Annotated in this window: 18 protein-coding genes; 16 read left to right on the forward strand and 2 right to left on the reverse strand. The window is 64.2% G+C overall.

The window, feature by feature from the left end; all coding sequences use genetic code 11:
* Positions 1-70: 70 nt before the first annotated feature.
* Genes LC407_RS19265 through mmsB form a run of 5 tightly spaced genes read left to right on the forward strand, consistent with a single transcriptional unit; the run spans position 71 to position 5,611 of the window.
* Positions 71-1,576 carry a CoA-acylating methylmalonate-semialdehyde dehydrogenase gene (locus LC407_RS19265; RefSeq protein WP_025875748.1) on the forward strand — a complete coding sequence of 502 codons (1,506 nt, stop codon included), beginning with the start codon at positions 71-73 and terminating at the stop codon, positions 1,574-1,576.
* A 15-nt stretch (positions 1,577-1,591) separates the two neighbouring features.
* Complete coding sequence (locus LC407_RS19270) at positions 1,592-2,758, forward strand: acyl-CoA dehydrogenase family protein (RefSeq protein ID WP_223483425.1); 1,167 nt, start codon at positions 1,592-1,594, stop codon at positions 2,756-2,758.
* Positions 2,755-3,552, forward strand: coding sequence for an enoyl-CoA hydratase (locus tag LC407_RS19275; protein WP_059064019.1), 798 nt, complete (start codon positions 2,755-2,757; stop codon positions 3,550-3,552). The genes LC407_RS19270 and LC407_RS19275 overlap by 4 nt, the downstream gene beginning before the upstream one ends.
* Positions 3,549-4,724, forward strand: a complete 1,176-nt coding sequence (locus tag LC407_RS19280; protein WP_223483426.1) for an enoyl-CoA hydratase/isomerase family protein — start codon at positions 3,549-3,551, stop codon at positions 4,722-4,724. Before LC407_RS19275 ends, LC407_RS19280 begins: the two co-directional genes overlap by 4 nt.
* Positions 4,721-5,611, forward strand: coding sequence for a 3-hydroxyisobutyrate dehydrogenase (gene mmsB, locus LC407_RS19285; protein WP_025875740.1), 891 nt, complete (start codon positions 4,721-4,723; stop codon positions 5,609-5,611). The genes LC407_RS19280 and mmsB overlap by 4 nt, the downstream gene beginning before the upstream one ends.
* A gap of 207 nt (positions 5,612-5,818) precedes the next feature.
* Here the strand turns inward: mmsB and LC407_RS19290 are convergent, their stop codons facing one another.
* Together LC407_RS19290 and LC407_RS19295 are read right to left on the reverse strand one after the other, a co-directional pair.
* Positions 5,819-6,244, reverse strand: coding sequence for an organic hydroperoxide resistance protein (locus LC407_RS19290; RefSeq protein ID WP_004153735.1), 426 nt, complete (start codon positions 6,242-6,244; stop codon positions 5,819-5,821).
* 111 nt (positions 6,245-6,355) lie between these two features.
* Positions 6,356-7,312 carry a cation transporter gene (locus LC407_RS19295; RefSeq protein ID WP_025875736.1) on the reverse strand — a complete coding sequence of 319 codons (957 nt, stop codon included), beginning with the start codon at positions 7,310-7,312 and terminating at the stop codon, positions 6,356-6,358.
* 382 nt (positions 7,313-7,694) lie between these two features.
* Here LC407_RS19295 and LC407_RS19300 point away from each other — a divergent pair, with 382 nt between their 5' ends.
* From LC407_RS19300 to LC407_RS19350, 11 genes are all read left to right on the forward strand, one after another.
* Positions 7,695-8,207, forward strand: coding sequence for a head-tail connector protein (locus tag LC407_RS19300; RefSeq protein ID WP_032978182.1), 513 nt, complete (start codon positions 7,695-7,697; stop codon positions 8,205-8,207).
* Positions 8,204-8,554, forward strand: coding sequence for a head-tail adaptor protein (locus LC407_RS19305; protein ID WP_033832778.1), 351 nt, complete (start codon positions 8,204-8,206; stop codon positions 8,552-8,554). Before LC407_RS19300 ends, LC407_RS19305 begins: the two co-directional genes overlap by 4 nt.
* A 14-nt stretch (positions 8,555-8,568) precedes the next feature.
* On the forward strand, positions 8,569-8,925 hold the full coding sequence (locus LC407_RS19310) for a DUF3168 domain-containing protein (protein WP_032978188.1): 357 nt from the start codon (positions 8,569-8,571) through the stop codon (positions 8,923-8,925).
* Positions 8,926-9,003: 78 nt separating this feature from the next.
* Positions 9,004-9,663, forward strand: a complete 660-nt coding sequence (locus tag LC407_RS19315) for a phage tail protein (protein WP_025875728.1) — start codon at positions 9,004-9,006, stop codon at positions 9,661-9,663.
* A complete protein-coding gene (locus LC407_RS19320) occupies positions 9,663-9,971 on the forward strand; it encodes a phage tail assembly chaperone (protein ID WP_223483427.1) in 309 nt (102 codons plus the stop codon). The genes LC407_RS19315 and LC407_RS19320 overlap by 1 nt, the downstream gene beginning before the upstream one ends.
* 62 nt (positions 9,972-10,033) lie before the next feature.
* The gene (locus LC407_RS19325; protein WP_238582146.1) at positions 10,034-10,279 is read left to right on the forward strand and encodes a DUF1799 domain-containing protein; all 246 of its coding nucleotides are present in this window, start codon (positions 10,034-10,036) and stop codon (positions 10,277-10,279) included.
* A 162-nt stretch (positions 10,280-10,441) separates the two neighbouring features.
* Complete coding sequence (locus LC407_RS19330) at positions 10,442-11,719, forward strand: phage tail tape measure C-terminal domain-containing protein (RefSeq protein ID WP_223483428.1); 1,278 nt, start codon at positions 10,442-10,444, stop codon at positions 11,717-11,719.
* Positions 11,716-12,045, forward strand: coding sequence for a phage tail protein (locus LC407_RS19335; protein WP_025875719.1), 330 nt, complete (start codon positions 11,716-11,718; stop codon positions 12,043-12,045). Before LC407_RS19330 ends, LC407_RS19335 begins: the two co-directional genes overlap by 4 nt.
* Positions 12,046-12,053: 8 nt before the next feature.
* Positions 12,054-13,202 carry a hypothetical protein gene (locus LC407_RS19340; RefSeq protein ID WP_223483429.1) on the forward strand — a complete coding sequence of 383 codons (1,149 nt, stop codon included), beginning with the start codon at positions 12,054-12,056 and terminating at the stop codon, positions 13,200-13,202.
* Positions 13,203-13,271: 69 nt separating this feature from the next.
* Entirely contained in the window at positions 13,272-14,417 is a 1,146-nt protein-coding gene (locus LC407_RS19345; RefSeq protein WP_223483430.1) for a hypothetical protein, read from the forward strand.
* A gap of 38 nt (positions 14,418-14,455) precedes the next feature.
* On the forward strand, positions 14,456-15,610 hold the full coding sequence (locus LC407_RS19350) for a carbohydrate binding domain-containing protein (protein ID WP_140393523.1): 1,155 nt from the start codon (positions 14,456-14,458) through the stop codon (positions 15,608-15,610).
* Position 15,611 lies beyond the last annotated feature (1 nt).

Genomic DNA, 15,611 nt, shown 5'->3' on the forward strand with positions numbered 1-15,611 from the left:
TTCAGGCCGGAAATCGAGGCGTTGCCTGTGAATAATGCCAAGCATCTTTCGCACCCCGTGGATTGTCGCCATGACTGTTGCAGCGCCCCGTATCCGCATGCTGATCGATGGCCAGTTCGTTGAATCGGCCACCTCCCACTGGCAGGACGTGATCAACCCGGCCACCCAGGACGTGCTGGCCCAGGTGCCGTTCGCCACCACGGGTGAAGTCGATGCCGCCGTGGCTGCCGCCAAGGAAGCCTTCAAGACCTGGCGCAAGACCCCGATCGGTACCCGCGCGCGCATCTTCCTGAAGTACCAGCAGCTGATCCGCGAAAACATGAGCGAGCTGGCGCACATCCTCACCGCCGAACAGGGCAAGACCCTGCCGGATGCCGAAGGCGATGTGTTCCGCGGCCTGGAAGTGGTCGAGCACGCGGCCGCCATCGGCAACCTGCAGCTGGGCGAACTGGCCAACAACGTGGCCAACGGCGTGGACACCTACTCGATCATGCAGCCGCTGGGCGTGTGCGCAGGCATCACCCCGTTCAACTTCCCGGCGATGATTCCGCTGTGGATGTTCCCGATGGCCATTGCCACCGGCAACACCTTCATCCTCAAGCCGTCCGAGCAGGACCCGATGGTCACCATGCGCCTGGTCGAACTGGCGCTGGAAGCGGGCATTCCCAAGGGCGTGCTGAACGTGGTCCACGGTGGCGAGGAAGTGGTCAACGCCATCTGCGACCACCCGGACATCAAGGCGGTATCGTTCGTCGGTTCCACCCGCGTCGGTACCCACGTGTACAACCGCGCCTCGCTGGCCGGCAAGCGCGTGCAGTGCATGATGGGCGCCAAGAACCACGCCGTGGTGCTGCCGGACGCCAACAAGGAGCAGACCCTCAATGCGATGGTCGGCGCGGCCTTCGGTGCGGCGGGCCAGCGCTGCATGGCCGCCTCCACCCTGGTGCTGGTCGGTGAAGCGCGCGGTTGGGTGCAGGACCTGGTCGAAAAGGCCAAGACCCTGAAGGTCAGCGGTGGCACGGTCGCCGGCACCGACGTCGGCCCGGTCATTTCCTGCAGCGCCCGTGATCGCGTTGAAGGCCTGATCGCGTCGGGCGTGGAGCAGGGCGCCAAGCTGGTGCTGGATGGCCGCAAGCCGCAGGTCGATGGTTTCGAGAAGGGCAATTTCGTTGGCCCGACCATCTTTGCCGGTGTCACCACCGACATGCGCATCTACCAGGAAGAAATCTTCGGGCCGGTGCTGGTCATCCTCGAAGCGGAAACGCTGGATGAGGCCATCGCCATGGTCAACAGCAACCCGAACGGCAACGGCACCGCGCTGTTCACCCAGTCCGGCGCCGCAGCACGCCGGTTCCAGGAAGACATCGACGTCGGCCAGGTCGGCATCAACGTGCCGATCCCGGTGCCGGTACCGCTGTTCTCGTTCACCGGTTCGCGCGCCTCCAAGCTGGGCGACCTGGGTCCGTACGGCAAGCAGGTGGTGCTGTTCTACACGCAGACCAAGACCGTCACCGCGCGCTGGTTCGACGACGAGACGCTGAGCCATGGCGTCAACACCACAATCAGCCTGAAGTAACCGCAGGGAGCAGCCATGAGCCACTCGATGACGACGGAACAGGAAGAAGCGCAGCAGGCGTACCGCGAAGCGGCGCGTGACTTCGCACAGGCCGAACTGGCGCCGCACGCCGCGCGATGGGATGCGGAGGGCATCTTTCCGCGCGAGGCGATCGCCAAGGCCGGTGAACTGGGCTTCTGCGGTCTGTACATGGACCCGGAAGTGGGCGGCAGCGGCCTGAGCCGACTGGACGCCGCCGTCGTCATCGAGGAGCTCGCCAACGTCGACCCGTCGACCGCGGCCTATATCAGCATCCACAACATGGCCTCGTGGATGGTGTCCACGTGGGGCCAGCCGGCGCTGCGCGACGCGTGGGGCAATGACCTGTCTTCTGGCAGCAAACTGGCCTCGTACTGCTTGACCGAGCCGGGCGCCGGTTCGGACGCGGCCTCGCTGAAGACCACCGCCGTGCGCGATGGCGACTTCTACGTGTTGAATGGCTCCAAGGCCTTCATTTCCGGCGCCGGTGCCACCGAGCTGCTGGTGGTGATGGCACGTACCGGCGGTGCCGGTGCAGGCGGGGTCAGCGCGATCGCGGTGCCGGCCGACCTGCCGGGCATCAGCTATGGCCGCAAGGAAGAGAAGATGGGCTGGAACAGCCAGCCCACCCGCGGCATCACCTTCGAAAACGTCCGCGTACCGGTCAGCCACCTTCTGGGAGAGGAAGGCGGCGGCTTCAAGCTGGCGATGAAGGGGCTCGATGGTGGCCGCATCAACATCGCCGCGTGCTCGCTGGGTGCTGCGCAGGGCGCGCTGGATGCCGCACGCCGCTACATGGGCGAGCGCCGCCAGTTCGGCAAGGCGTTGTCCGAATTCCAGGCGCTGCAGTTCAAGCTGGCCGACATGGCCATCGAGCTGGTTGCCGCGCGGCAGATGGTGCATACCGCTGCGCGCAAGCTCGATGCCGGTGCCAGCGATGCCAACGTGTGGTGCGCGATGGCCAAGCGTTTCGCCACCGATGCCGGCTTCACCATCTGCAACGAAGCCCTGCAGATCCACGGGGGCTACGGCTACATCCGTGAATATCCGATCGAACGCCTGCTGCGCGACAGCCGCGTGCACCAGATCCTGGAAGGCACCAACGAGATCATGCGGGTGATCGTTGCCCGTCACCTGCTCAATACCGAAGAGGAACTGCGATGAAGGATTGGCGTACCCAGGAGCACGTTGGCCTGAAGGTCGAGGCCGATGGCCACACCGCCGTGGTCACCCTGAACAACCCGCCGGCGCATACCTGGACCGTGCACAGCCTGTCGGCGCTGCGCGACCTGGTGGGCGCACTCAATGCAGACCGCGACATCTACGCGCTGGTGATCACCGGTGATGGCGAGAAGTTCTTCTCCGCGGGGGCCGATCTCAACCAGTTCGCTTCCGGCGACAAGGCTGCCGCACGCGAAGCGGCACGCCGCTTCGGCGAAGCCTTCGAGGCGCTGTCCGCGTTCCGTGGTGTATCGATCGCTGCGATCAACGGCTACGCCATGGGCGGCGGCCTGGAGTGCGCGCTGGCCTGCGACCTGCGCATCATCGAAGACCATGCCCAGGTTGCGCTGCCGGAGGCCACCGTCGGCCTGCTGCCGTGTGCCGGTGGCACCCAGAACCTGCCGCGCCTGGTCGGCGAGGGTTGGGCCAAGCGCATGATCCTGCTCGGCGAGCGCATCAACGCGGAAACCGCCGTGCGGATTGGTCTTGCCGAAGAAAAGGTCGGCAAGGGCGAAGCCAAGGCGCTGGCACTGGAATGGGCGAAGAAGGCCGGCAAGCAGAGCCCGACCAGCATTGCCGCCTGCAAGACGTTGGTGCAGTCCACCCGCACCGGCACCCATGCGTCGGCGCTGGTGGCCGAGCGCGAGGCCTTCGTCGATCTGTTCGACACCGCCGACCAGGTCGAGGGCGTGAGTGCCTTCCTTGAAAAGCGCGCCGCGCAGTGGAAGAACGCATGACCACCGACACCGTTGCCGAGCAAGCACCGGTGCTGTTCGAAGAGCGCGTGGCCGGCAACGGCACGCGCATCGGCATCGCCACGCTCAACGCACCGCGCACGCTCAATGGCTTCTCGCTGCCGATGGCGCACCTGCTGCTGAAGCAGTTGAATGCCTGGGCCGACGACGACGGCATCGCCATGGTGGTGCTGCAGGGCGCCGGTGAGAAGGCGTTCTGCGCCGGCGGTGACCTGCACAGCCTGTACCAGAGCATGCGTGCCTACCGCGACGCCGGCCAAAACGATATCCGCGGGAACGACTACGCCGCCGAGTTCTTCGACGTCGAGTACCGCGTCGACTACCTGATCCATACCTACGCCAAGCCGATCCTGTGCTGGGGCCACGGCATCGTGATGGGCGGCGGCATTGGCCTGATGTCCGGTGCCAGCCACCGCGTGGTCAGCGAACGCTCCAAGCTGGCCTTCCCGGAAATCACCGTGGGCCTGTTCCCTGACGTGGGTGGCAGCTGGCTGCTGCCGCGCGTGCCGGGCAACGGTGGCCTGTTCCTTGCCCTGACCGGTGCGCTGCTCAACCCGGGCGATGCGATCTATGCCGGCCTGGCCGACGTGCATGTGGCCGAGGAACGCCGCAGTGCGGTGTTCGACGCGCTGCTGCAGGTCGCGTGGTCGACCGATGCCGCACGCAACCACGAGCGCCTGTCACAGCTGCTGCTGTCGTTTGCCAGCGATGCGGCTACCGGCCCGCTGCTGGCCAATGCTACGCGGGTCGATGCGCTGTGTGCAGGCGATGACCTGGCCGCCATCGTCGAACGCATCAGTACCCTGCAGACCGATGATGCGTGGCTGCAGGCCGCACAGAAGACCCTTGCCGCCGGTGCACCGGGTTCGGCACGGCTGGCCTTCGAACTGCAGCGCCGCAGCGCCGGCCAGGATCTGGCCAGCGTGTACCGGCTGGAATACATCACCGCCCTGCATTGCGCTGCGCATGGTGATTTTGCTGAAGGCATCCGCGCGCTGCTGATCGACAAGGACCGCAATCCCTCGTGGAACCCGGCCACGCTGGCCGATGCCGACCGCGCATGGGCCGATACGTTCTTCGCTTCTCCCTGGGCCGATGCCGCGCATCCGCTGGCCGACCTGGGTACCCCTGTCGCTGAAAGGAGCCTTGCATGAGCCGCGTTGCATTCATTGGGTTGGGCAACATGGGTGGCCCGATGGCCGCCAATCTGGTCAAGAACGGCCACACCGTACGTGTGTTCGATCTGGTGCCTGCCGCGGTGCAGGCGGCGGTCGACGCGGGTGCCAGCGCAGCGGCATCGGCACGCGAGACCCTGGCCGATGCCGAGGTGGTGATCTCGATGCTGCCGGCCAGTCGCCATGTTGAAGGCGTGTACCTGGGTGATGACGGCATCCTTGCCGCGATTCCCGCCGGTGCGCTGGTCATCGACTGCAGCACGATTGCCCCGGCCAGCGCGCGCAAGGTATCCGAAGCGGCCGCCGCACGAGGCCTGCAGATGATCGACGCGCCGGTGTCCGGCGGCACTGCTGGCGCGCAGGCCGGCACGCTGACCTTCATCGTCGGTGGCGAAGAGGACGCGCTTGAACGCGCCCGCCCGGTGCTGCAGGCGATGGGCAAGAACATCTTCCATGTGGGCGCCAGTGGCGCCGGCCAGGTGGCCAAGCTGTGCAACAACATGGCGCTGGGCGTGATCATGGCTGTCACCGGCGAAGCCATCGCCCTGGGCGTGGCGCACGGGCTGGACCCGAAGGTGCTGTCGCAGATGATGGCGGTCAGCACCGGCCGCAGCTGGGCCACCGAAGTGTGCAACCCGTGGCCGGGCGTGCTGGAAAACGCGCCGGCGTCGCGCGGTTACAGCGGCGGCTTCGGCAGCGATCTGATGCTGAAGGACATGGGCTTGGCGGTGGAGGCGGCGATGAGCGTCGGCGCCTCGATCCCGCTGGGCGAAGTGGCCCGCAACCTGTACTCGATGAACCACCAGGCCGGCCGCGGCAAGCTGGATTTCTCCAGCGTCGTGCAGCTCATCACGAGCGAAAAGTGACCTGGTAGTGCCGGCCGCTGGCCGGCAACCTCATGCCCCCTTGCGGGACAACGAAGGTGGGATGGGCGGATGCCTGGTTTCGACCGGCATCCGCCCATTTTTTTGGGGGTCGGATCCCTTTCGCAACGCGAAAGGGTTCTGACCCCAATACTCCGCGATGGGGTCAGAGCCCTTTGCCCATGGCAAAGGGATCCGACCCCGGCTGCATCAGGCAACGATCAGCGTCACGTCGATGTTGCCGCGGGTCGCGTTGGAGTACGGGCAGACGATGTGTGCCTTCTGCACCAGCTCTTCCACCTGCTCGCGCGGCACGCCCGGCACGTTGATGGTCAGCTCGGCTTCGATGCCGAAACCGGTCGGGATCTGGCCGATGCCGACCTTGCCGGTCACGGTGGTGTCGGCCGGCAGCGCGACCTTGGCCTGGCCGGCGACGAACTTCAGTGCGCCCAGGAAGCAGGCCGAATAGCCGGCAGCAAACAGCTGTTCCGGGTTGGTGCCCGGGCCGCCAGCGCCGCCCAGCTCGCGCGGGGTCGACAGCTGGATGTCCAGCACGTTGTCGGACGAGACGGAACGGCCTTCACGGCCGCCGGTGGAGGTGGCCTGGGCGGTGTACAGAACCTTTTCGATGGACATCGGGATGCTCCTGGTCAGTGAGTGGGTAGTGCGTTGGAGCTTACTTTGCCCGGATTCTGCACACCGTTGGTTGCAATAAATCCGAAAAATTTGATTGAACGTCCTGCCGGCCTAGATCGTCCATTCCCGGTCGGTGGTGAACATGATGGTCAGCCAGCGGTCCGGCGACGATTCGCCCAGCGCATCGCCGATCTCGTCACGCAGGTGATCCCACTCCAGCAGGGGCCGCGGCGGATCGTCCTCACGCACCACGAAGAACAGCTCGATCTGCTCGCCACGGCCCACCTGCGCCACGTAACTGCGGTGCTCGACGAAACCGTGCTTTGCAACAATCGCCCGCGCCACCGCATCCACATGCGCCTGCAGTTCGGGCGGGGTAACCAGCAGGATGCCGGCCAACGCGCGCCGCACCGTGCCCAATGGCGCGATCATCACCAGCACGCAGACGAAGGCGAGGATGGCCGGATCGATGTACGGGCCGACCCACGCCAGCGACGTGCCACGCACCAGCACGCCACCGAGGAAGGCCAGCAGATAGCAGGCCGACATGCTCGCGGCGATCACCCAGTTCTTCGCATCCAGTGCGATGAACTCCGAACCGATGCGCTGGTTCGCACGCAGCACGAACCAGGCCAGCGCGCTTTCAGCCACGATCGACAGTGCCGCGAAGATGATTGCGGGGCCAAGCGCGATCTGTCGCCCACCCGACATCAGCGCATCGACCGCATTGACCAGTGCGTACAACGCCGCACCGATCATCAGCGTGCCACTGACTCCCAGCACGATCGGTTCCAGATGCCAGAAGCCCATGGTGAAGCGCTGGTTCAAACGCGACTGCACTGCGTCGGTCTGGGTGGACAGCGCGATCAGCCGCGCGACCAGCAGCGACAGCCACGTCATCACCACGTCGATCAGGCCGTAGATGCCATCGAAGATGATCAGCGACGAATTGGCCAGCAGGCCGAATACCACTGCGGCGGCGGCCAGCAGCAGCGAGGCGGCGATGGACAGCCGCAGCACACCCTGCTCGGTGCGTGGATCGAGGAAACGTTCGGAACGGGAAGACATGCAGAAATCCGGCTGGGAAAGCGCCGCGGAAGCGGTGCCGCACCATTCTATCCAGACCACCGCTCGCCTCTGTGACTGCACCGGCGCAGGGCCCGGAAAAGTCACCAGACTGGTGACGGTTTACGGATTGACGGGTGCACACCTCAGGCGTATCTTTTCAACCACGATGACATACAAGCCTCTGGCGACCGCCGGGGGCTTTTTGCGTTTACGCCGCCCGTCGGCACCTTGTCATCGTATTTGCGGCCCTGCCAGTCCTGGTGGGGCCGTTTCTGTTTCCGCCCCGACCCTGCCCTTCTCGCACCGTCCTTGATGACAGCGTGCGGCGTAGCCGCGTGCGCAGGGTCGGGGCATCCAACATCCATCAACGAAGGAGGATTCGATGCCCCTGCTGACACTTGAGCAGTGCCGCATGCACTGCCGTATCGACGGCGACTACGACGACGCCATTCTGGACGACCTGCTGGCCGCGGCGACCGACGCGGCGTCGGCCTACCTGCGGCGGGCGCTGTTTGCCGACCAGGCGGCACTGGATCTGGCGCTGGACCAGTTGCCGCAGGACATGGCGGCGGCGGTGACCGGGCATGAAGCCGCGGTCGCCGCCGCCAATGCCGAGACCAACGCGGCCAAGGCCAAGGCCATGCGTGACGTCGCTGATCGTCGCTTGGCCGTGGCCACCGAACGCAGCGCGCAGCTGCTGCAGGGCCTGCCGGCCAACGACAGCATCCGCGCTGCGGTGCGCCTGCTATTGGGCCATCTGTATGCGCATCGGGAAGCGGTGGTGGTTTCCACGCACGCCTTGGATGTACCGGTCGGTGCTGCTGCCATCGCGATGGAGCTGCCGTTTGGCGTCGCCGCACTGCTCGATCCCTACCGACTGGCGGCGACCCCATGAACGCCGGTCACTTCAACCGTCGCATCCGCATCGAGCGCCAGGATGGGCGCGTCGATGCCTGGGGCCAACCTCTGGATGCGTGGGTGAGCGTTGCCGATCTGTGGGCGGCAATTCCTCTTGAACGTGCCGACACGGTGCAGCGGGTGAAGCTGGACAGCGGGCTGTCCGCAGCGATTCGCCGCCAGCGCTTCCAGGTGCGCCTGGCGCCGGCGCAGCGAGCCGGCATTGGCATCGGAATGCGCATCGTGCACGACGGCCACGCGTTCGATATTACCGGTGTGGTGCCCGACCTTGGCACGCGACACACCGCCGTGCTGTTCACCGAACAGCTGGCTGCAACCGCCTGAGCGAGGACACTGCGATGAGTTACGAACCGAAGTTGCAGCAACTGCTTGGCGGATTGCTGCAGGGGCGCCTGTACCCGGATGTTCCACCGGACCGAGTCACCTATCCCTGCGCGGTCTACCAGCAGGTGGGTGGGCAGGCGCTGTGGTTCAACGAAGGGTCCATCCCCGACCAGAAGCACGCTCGCGTGCAGCTGACCGTCTGGGCAGACACCCGTGCCCAGGCCAACACCCTGATCCGTGACATCGAAGATCAGGTCTGCGCGGGTCTGCCGAAGTCTGAATCCTATGGCGCCGCCATTGCCGTGCATGAACCGGCACTCAGGAAGTACGGCGCACGGCTCGATTTCGGGCTGTGGTACGCCAACCCGTAGTTCCACTGCTCCACGTACCACCTGAAGCCCGGCACACGCCGGGCTTCGTCTTTTTCAATCCACATGAGGAAATGCAACATGGCACTCAAGCTTCCCAAGGGCACCCAGTTCGGCTTCGCACCGGTCGTCTCCACCGCCATCGCCACCAGCGCGATCTCCAAGGCTGCGCCGGCACTGGCCAGCGTCGCCGCCAACAGCGTCGACACCGGCGATGTGGTGGTCATCGAGCTGCCGGGTTGGCCGGCCCTGAACAACCGCGCCACCCGCGCCGGTGCCGAAGCCACCGGCAGCGTTGAACTGCTGGGCATCGATACCACCGACAACGTGCTGTTCCCCGCCACCAGCGGTGCCGGCGTGCTGCGCAAGGCCGGTGCCTTCGTCGACCTGGACCAGCAGGGCGACCCGACCACCGCAGGTGGCGAGCAGCAGTACTGGAGCGGCACCCTGCTGGAGGACCCGACCGGTCGCCAGGTGCAGATGCCGACCTTCAAGAACGCCAAGACCATCACCCTGCCGCTGTTCTACGATCCGAAGAAGCCGTGGTACTCGGCCCTGAAGAACGTCGACGCCAAGGGCGAACCGGTGATCCTGCGCGCCAAGCTGGTCGGTGGCGACGTGCTGTACTGGTACGGTTACCTGAGCTACAACGGCGACCCGACGATGGCCGCCAACACCCCGATGGGCACCACCGCGACGTTCACCGCGCTGGCCGATTCCATCCTGGTCGAGGGCGCCTGATGTTCCAGGTAAAGGCGCCAGAGAGCTTCAAGAGCACCCTGACCATCATCGGTCATGGTCGCGAGCAGAAGCTCAACCTGACCTACCGGCACCTGCCGGTGGCCGACTATGCGCAGCTGCTGGAGCGCCTGGGCGATGACACGTTGAGCGTGGCCCAGGCGATCCTGGACATCGTGGTGGATTGGGATGCCGACGTGGCCCTGGATACGGCAGGCGTGGAACTCGCCCTGCAGCAGCAGGCCGGCCTGGATGGCGCCATCATCGGTGGCTACACCCAGGCCCTGCAGGTCGCACGCAAGGGAAACTGATCGAGGCGGTGGGGGCCCTGTACTGGCGGGCCCCCACCGAGTCCGAGCTGATGCAGCTTGGATTGAAAGCCAAGCATTTTCCGCCGCCACGGGTTGAGCTGTGGCCGGAGTGCGTGCTTCCCATCGAACTCTTTTCGCGGGTTGCCACCCAGTGGCGCGTCGGCGCAGGTGGCCCGATCGGGCTGGATTACAACGTGGTCTACCGGGAGCTGGAGCGCGAAGCGCTCGATGGCGACCAGTACGACGAGGTGATGGCGGCCATCCGCGTCATCGAACGCGCTGCCCTGGAGCAGATGCAGCAGGAATGAGCCGGCCATCGCGGCAACGCCGATGCCCGGTCCCGACTCCGCCGATGCGGAGCCGACTCTCCCGAGGAACACTCAATGAGCACTACATCGCCTGGCAGCACACGGGCCACCGTGGACGCCAGCAATGCACTGGAAACGGCCATGCAGGCAGCAAGGCGCAGCATGACCGAGATGACCGGCACCACACAGGAGTTCCAGCGGCAGCTGGAAAAGATCAATACGGTGCAGCAGGCATTCAACGCCGTGCTGACAACCAGCGCCTCGCTGGTCACCGCCCTGTCCACGCAACTGACTGCCCTGAACACGCAAATGCAGGCGGCGGCGAAGTCTGCTACGGCCGCAACGGGCGGTGACGCCGGCAAGGCCGCGAAGACGGAGGAGAAGGCGGAAAAGGACGACATGGGCCTGGCGGGCATCCGCAAGGGTCTGGGCGGCGCGCTCGGCGACTATATCGGCAAGACCGAGAACACCGCCACGGCCGCCAAGAAGGCCTTCGGCAAGGCATTCACTGGCGCCGACGAGGCGCTGCGGAGCTTTGTGACCACCGGCAAGTCCAAGTACAAGGAGCTGGCCCAGTCCATCCTGTCCGACCTGAAGATGATTGCCGCACAGCAGACTCTGGTCTGGGGAGCGAGGAAGATCGCTGGCCTGATGGGGGTCGACCTGGCGCCCAAGGACGTTGCGACGGACGCGGCGGCAGCTGCAGCAGGCGTGGCAGTTCCCAAGGATGCCAAGGCCGGCGATGCCAAGGCAGGTGATACCAAGGGCGGCAAGGATGACAAGGACGCCAAGGGGTTTTCGGGGTTCCGCAAGGGTTTCGGCAGCGCGCTCGGCGAGTACATGGAAAAAACCGAGAACTCCGCCAAGACCACCCAGGATGCATTTTCCAAGGCATTCACCGGAGCCGAGGCCGCATTGCAGAGCTTCGTGAAGACGGGCAAGTCCAATTACAAGGAACTGGCCAAGTCGATCATCGCCGACCTCAAGATGATCGCCATCCAGCAGGCAATCGTCTGGGGCGTCAAAAAGATCACGGGCATGCTCGGTTATGGCACGGGGGTGGAGGCCAACGCCAAGGGTGGTGTCTACCAATCGCCGAGTCTGTCGGCCTACTCCGGCGGTATCTACAACACGCCACAGCTGTTCGCATTCGCCAAGGGCGCCGGCGTGTTCGGTGAAGCGGGGCCTGAAGCGATCATGCCGCTGCAGCGCGGGCCCGATGGCCGCCTGGGAGTGGCGGCACACGGTGCCGGTGGCGGTGGCGGGGTGGGAGTCAATATCCGCATCGACAACAACGGTGGCAAGGAAGTCACCAGCAACGAAAGCATGCTGCAGCAGTTCGGCAACGAGATCGGCCAGTTCGTGGAGCGAAAATACCGTGATCTGCAGATGCGTGACATGAAGGCTGGCGGCGTCCTCAGCAGGAGTGCAGCACGATGACCGACACCTTTACCTGGGCAGCAACCAGCCAGAGCACTGGCACCACCACTGCCACCGTCAAGCGCGCGCGCTTCGGCGATGGATACGCACAAGCCGCACCGGATGGGCTCAATGCCCGCCTGCGCAGCTACCAGCTGCAGTTCGTCGGTAATCGCAGCACGATCAACGAGATCGTTGCGTTCCTGGATGGCCATGTGGGCCAGAGCTTCTTCTGGCGGGGCCCGCTGGGCACTGGTCTGTATGGCTGCGACACCTATACCGACAGCCATCTGGGTGGATCGGTGTTCAGCATCACTGCGACGTTCGAACAGACGTATCAGCCGTAGGAGCGGACATGGATCTTCAGCAGATCGACCTGGACACCCTCCAGCCCAACGGCAAGCGGGGCGAAACGCAGCGCCCCGCTTTCACCAAGATCAACCAGAATTTCAAGGAAGTGGCCTTGGCGGTGGATGCAGTTCCCGAGGCGGTCGCACGTGCGGTCTCGGGAAGAAATCGCCTGATCAATGGCAATTTCGACTGCTGGCAGCGGGTTACCAGCTTCAACACATCGGGAAGGTACACGGCCGATCGCTGGTTCCTTCAGATGCAGGGCATCGCCGATCCGGTATTCAGGCGGAACCCCACGGCTATGGGGGACAACAATTTTCCCCGGAGCAAGTACACGCTGTCCGTCAGCTCGAGTGGAAACACCGACGCAGAGAAGCATTTCTTCGTGTTCGAGCAACGTGTGGAGGACGTGCGAACCTTCGCCGATACCCCAAGCACGGTGTCCTTCCTGGTATTCAATGCAGGTGCGGGGGGGCGCAGGATCGCACTGGAGTTCGCGCAGACCTTCGGCGCAACGGGCAGCGCCCCGGTACTGGCCGTTGCACCTGAGATTTTCGAGCTCGCTCCTGGCCTGAACAGAATCCGCAAGACAGTGACGCTGCCCTCCATCTCGGGAAAAAAACTATCTGATGAAGGTGCCGCCGTAATGTGCGTGTGGGTATCTGCGGGCACGCAGTTTGCCAACCGCACCGCCGGCCTTGGCGCGCAGCATGGCCAGGTCTACTTCGGAGAATTCCAGTGGGAGCGCGGCGCTACGGCCACGGCTTTCGAATGGCGTCCGCTGGACGAAGAAGTACAGCGTTGTCGGCGCTACTACCAGGCCGATGCCACGGGCTCCTCCTTTGACGGCGGAGTTCGCTTCAACGCGGGTGTCGGCCTCATCCGTGGTGACAACAAGGTGTACCTGATCTATCCATTCAGCCAGCGGATGCGGACCATCCCCGCGGTCGGATTCTCAAACCTGCCGCAGTGGCGACTCCTTACGGGATCGGGGGCGACGAGCCTGACGGCGCTCAACGCGGTCGAAGTGTCTTCGACGAGGATGACCATCATCGGGTCCTTGAACGAAGCCGCTGCCGGTCAGGCCGGGATCCTGCAGAGCGCAGACTCCGCCGACGCGGGTACCGGAATCAGTCTGGACGCGGAAATCTGAGATCCGCGAGCACCACTGCGGAATGCGCTGCTTTGGTGCAATCCCCGAAAAGACAAGGAAACAGCAGAAATGTCACGACGAATCATCGACCTCGATTCCATTCAACCGAATGGAAAGCGGGGTGAAACACAGCGCCCGGCCTTCACCAAGATCAACGAGAACTTCGCAGAGGTCTACGATGCCCTGGCGACGATCCCGCAAAGCATCGACGCGGTGATCATCGAGCGCATCCCGGGAAGGAACCTGTTCATCAACGGCGGCCTGCAGTTCTGGCAGCGCCGGACTTCCGGTCGGGTCGGCAGTGGGTCAGGAACATTGGGGGCTGAAACCTTCTTTGCCGACCGCTTCTCCAACTCCGCGTTGAGCTGCAATCAGGATATCCAGCGCGTCGTCTATGACGGCCAGCAGGCAGGCTACCCGGAGGATACCCGCTCCATCCTCGTTTGCACGGTTTCCGGTGCTGTCGCCACCAGTGGTGCCTGGATGGGACAGAGGATCGAGGGCGTCCGTAGTGCAAGCGGTGATATCACGATATCGGTATGGGCAAACAGCGACGTACCGGGACGCAAGGTAGGCGTACGTGTCATTCAGGATTTCGGAACGGGTGGCTCGCCCGCACCTCAAGTGGTGACCGAAGCCGGCGTTCTCACACTGGGCGCGACAGCAGCGCGCCACAGCGTCACCGTGACGGTGCCGAGCACCAAAGGGAAGACGCTCGGCAGCAATGGAAACGATCATCTGTACGTGGTGTTCGACCTGTGCGGTACCGGCCAGGGCGGGGAGCTGGTGGGGCAGAACGGCTCGTTTGGCTTCACCCAGTTCCAGGTCGAAGAAGGGTGCACGGCGTCGCGTTTCGACTGGCGGCCAGCGGGTGTGGAGCTGGCACTTTGCCAACGCTATTACGAGAAGAGCTACAAGCTGGACGTACCGCCGAACACGGTCACCAACGAAGGGCGCGAGGCGTTCTCATCCAATACACCGGGTATCGCCCACTACCAGAGCGTCCGATTTCAGACCTCCAAGCGCGCGCATCCCAACGTGAAAATAATCTCGGCCGACACCGTGCAGCAGGATGGACATATCGCCGAAGACAACATCTCAAGGGTGCCGTGCGTTGTGAACTATGCGTCCAACTCAGGCTACGAAGTCAGCTGGTCGAACAATGCAGGGCGTTGGGGCGGCTGGTGGCATTGGTGGGCCGACGCTGAGTTCTGATCCGTAGCGGTCTCTCACCAGAACAATAGGATCCCGACATGACAAGAAAGATTATCGACCTCGATTCCCTTCAACCGAATGGAAAACGAGGCGAGACACAGCGGCCGGCGTTCACCAAGATCAACGACAATTTTGCCGAGGTGTATAGCGGTTTGAAGGACGCTCAAGAGGCCGTCACGGCAATTCCAGCAGCCCTGGATGCAGCGTTGGCCGGTAGATCACTGGCCAGGAACTACCTCGTCAATGGTGACTTCCGCTTCTGGCAGCGCGGGTGGGGCCTGGCACAGGGCACAGGTTCGAACTATCTGGCCGATCGCTGGAAGCGTGACAACGGCAACGGAACGCTTTCAATGGCGCGCTTCCCGCTGGAGCCGGGGCAGACCGCAGTTCCTGGCAATCCGCGCTGGTACATGAATGTCAACGTAGGCGCCTCTTCGGCCAGGAACAGCTACCAGCGCGTTTCGCAATTGATCGAAGACGTAACACTGCTCAGTGGCAGGAAGCTGACGCTTTCCTTCTATGCGAAGGCAGCGCCCGGATCAAAGATTGCCGTGGAAATCGAGCAGGATTTCCGTGGTCAGGACTCCTCGACACAGATGTTTGCTGGCATCGCCACGCTGACAGGAACCTGGAGCAGGTACACGATGACGTTCGATGTACCCAGTGTTTCCGGAAAGAACACCAACGGTGCCGGACACTGCACATGGGTCTCGCTGTGGATGTCCACCGGTCCGGACTTCAGCAATCGGGTTCCAGGCCTGGGGCATCAGACAGGAAACTTCGACATCGCGATGGTGCAGTTGGAAGATGGCGCTGCAGCCACCGACTTCGAGCGTAGACCAGACGCATTGGAGCTGCTGCTGTGCCAGCGCTACTTCGAGAAGAGCTACAACATAGATGTACCGCCTGGCACCGCTGATGGGGCCGGTCGGGACAACCAGTTCTATGACCGCTCGGTCGGCGTGGGCAGTACCTCGCACATCCGCTGCCGCGTACTGAAGCGGGCGACGCCTGCTTACACCGTCTACAACGACACAACCGGTGCCGTCAGCCAGGTCTCTGGTGCATCTGGTGGTGCCGGCACGGTGACGTCGATCGTCAACCCAGGCCAGTCCGGAGCCCAGGTCAACTATGTGTCGGCACCCGGGAACTGGGGTTCCTCCTTCCACTGGACTGCAGATGCGGAGCTTTGAC

Source organism: Stenotrophomonas sp. OVS01A (assembly GCF_019969775.1).
GTDB lineage: Bacteria > Pseudomonadota > Gammaproteobacteria > Xanthomonadales > Xanthomonadaceae > Stenotrophomonas > Stenotrophomonas indicatrix.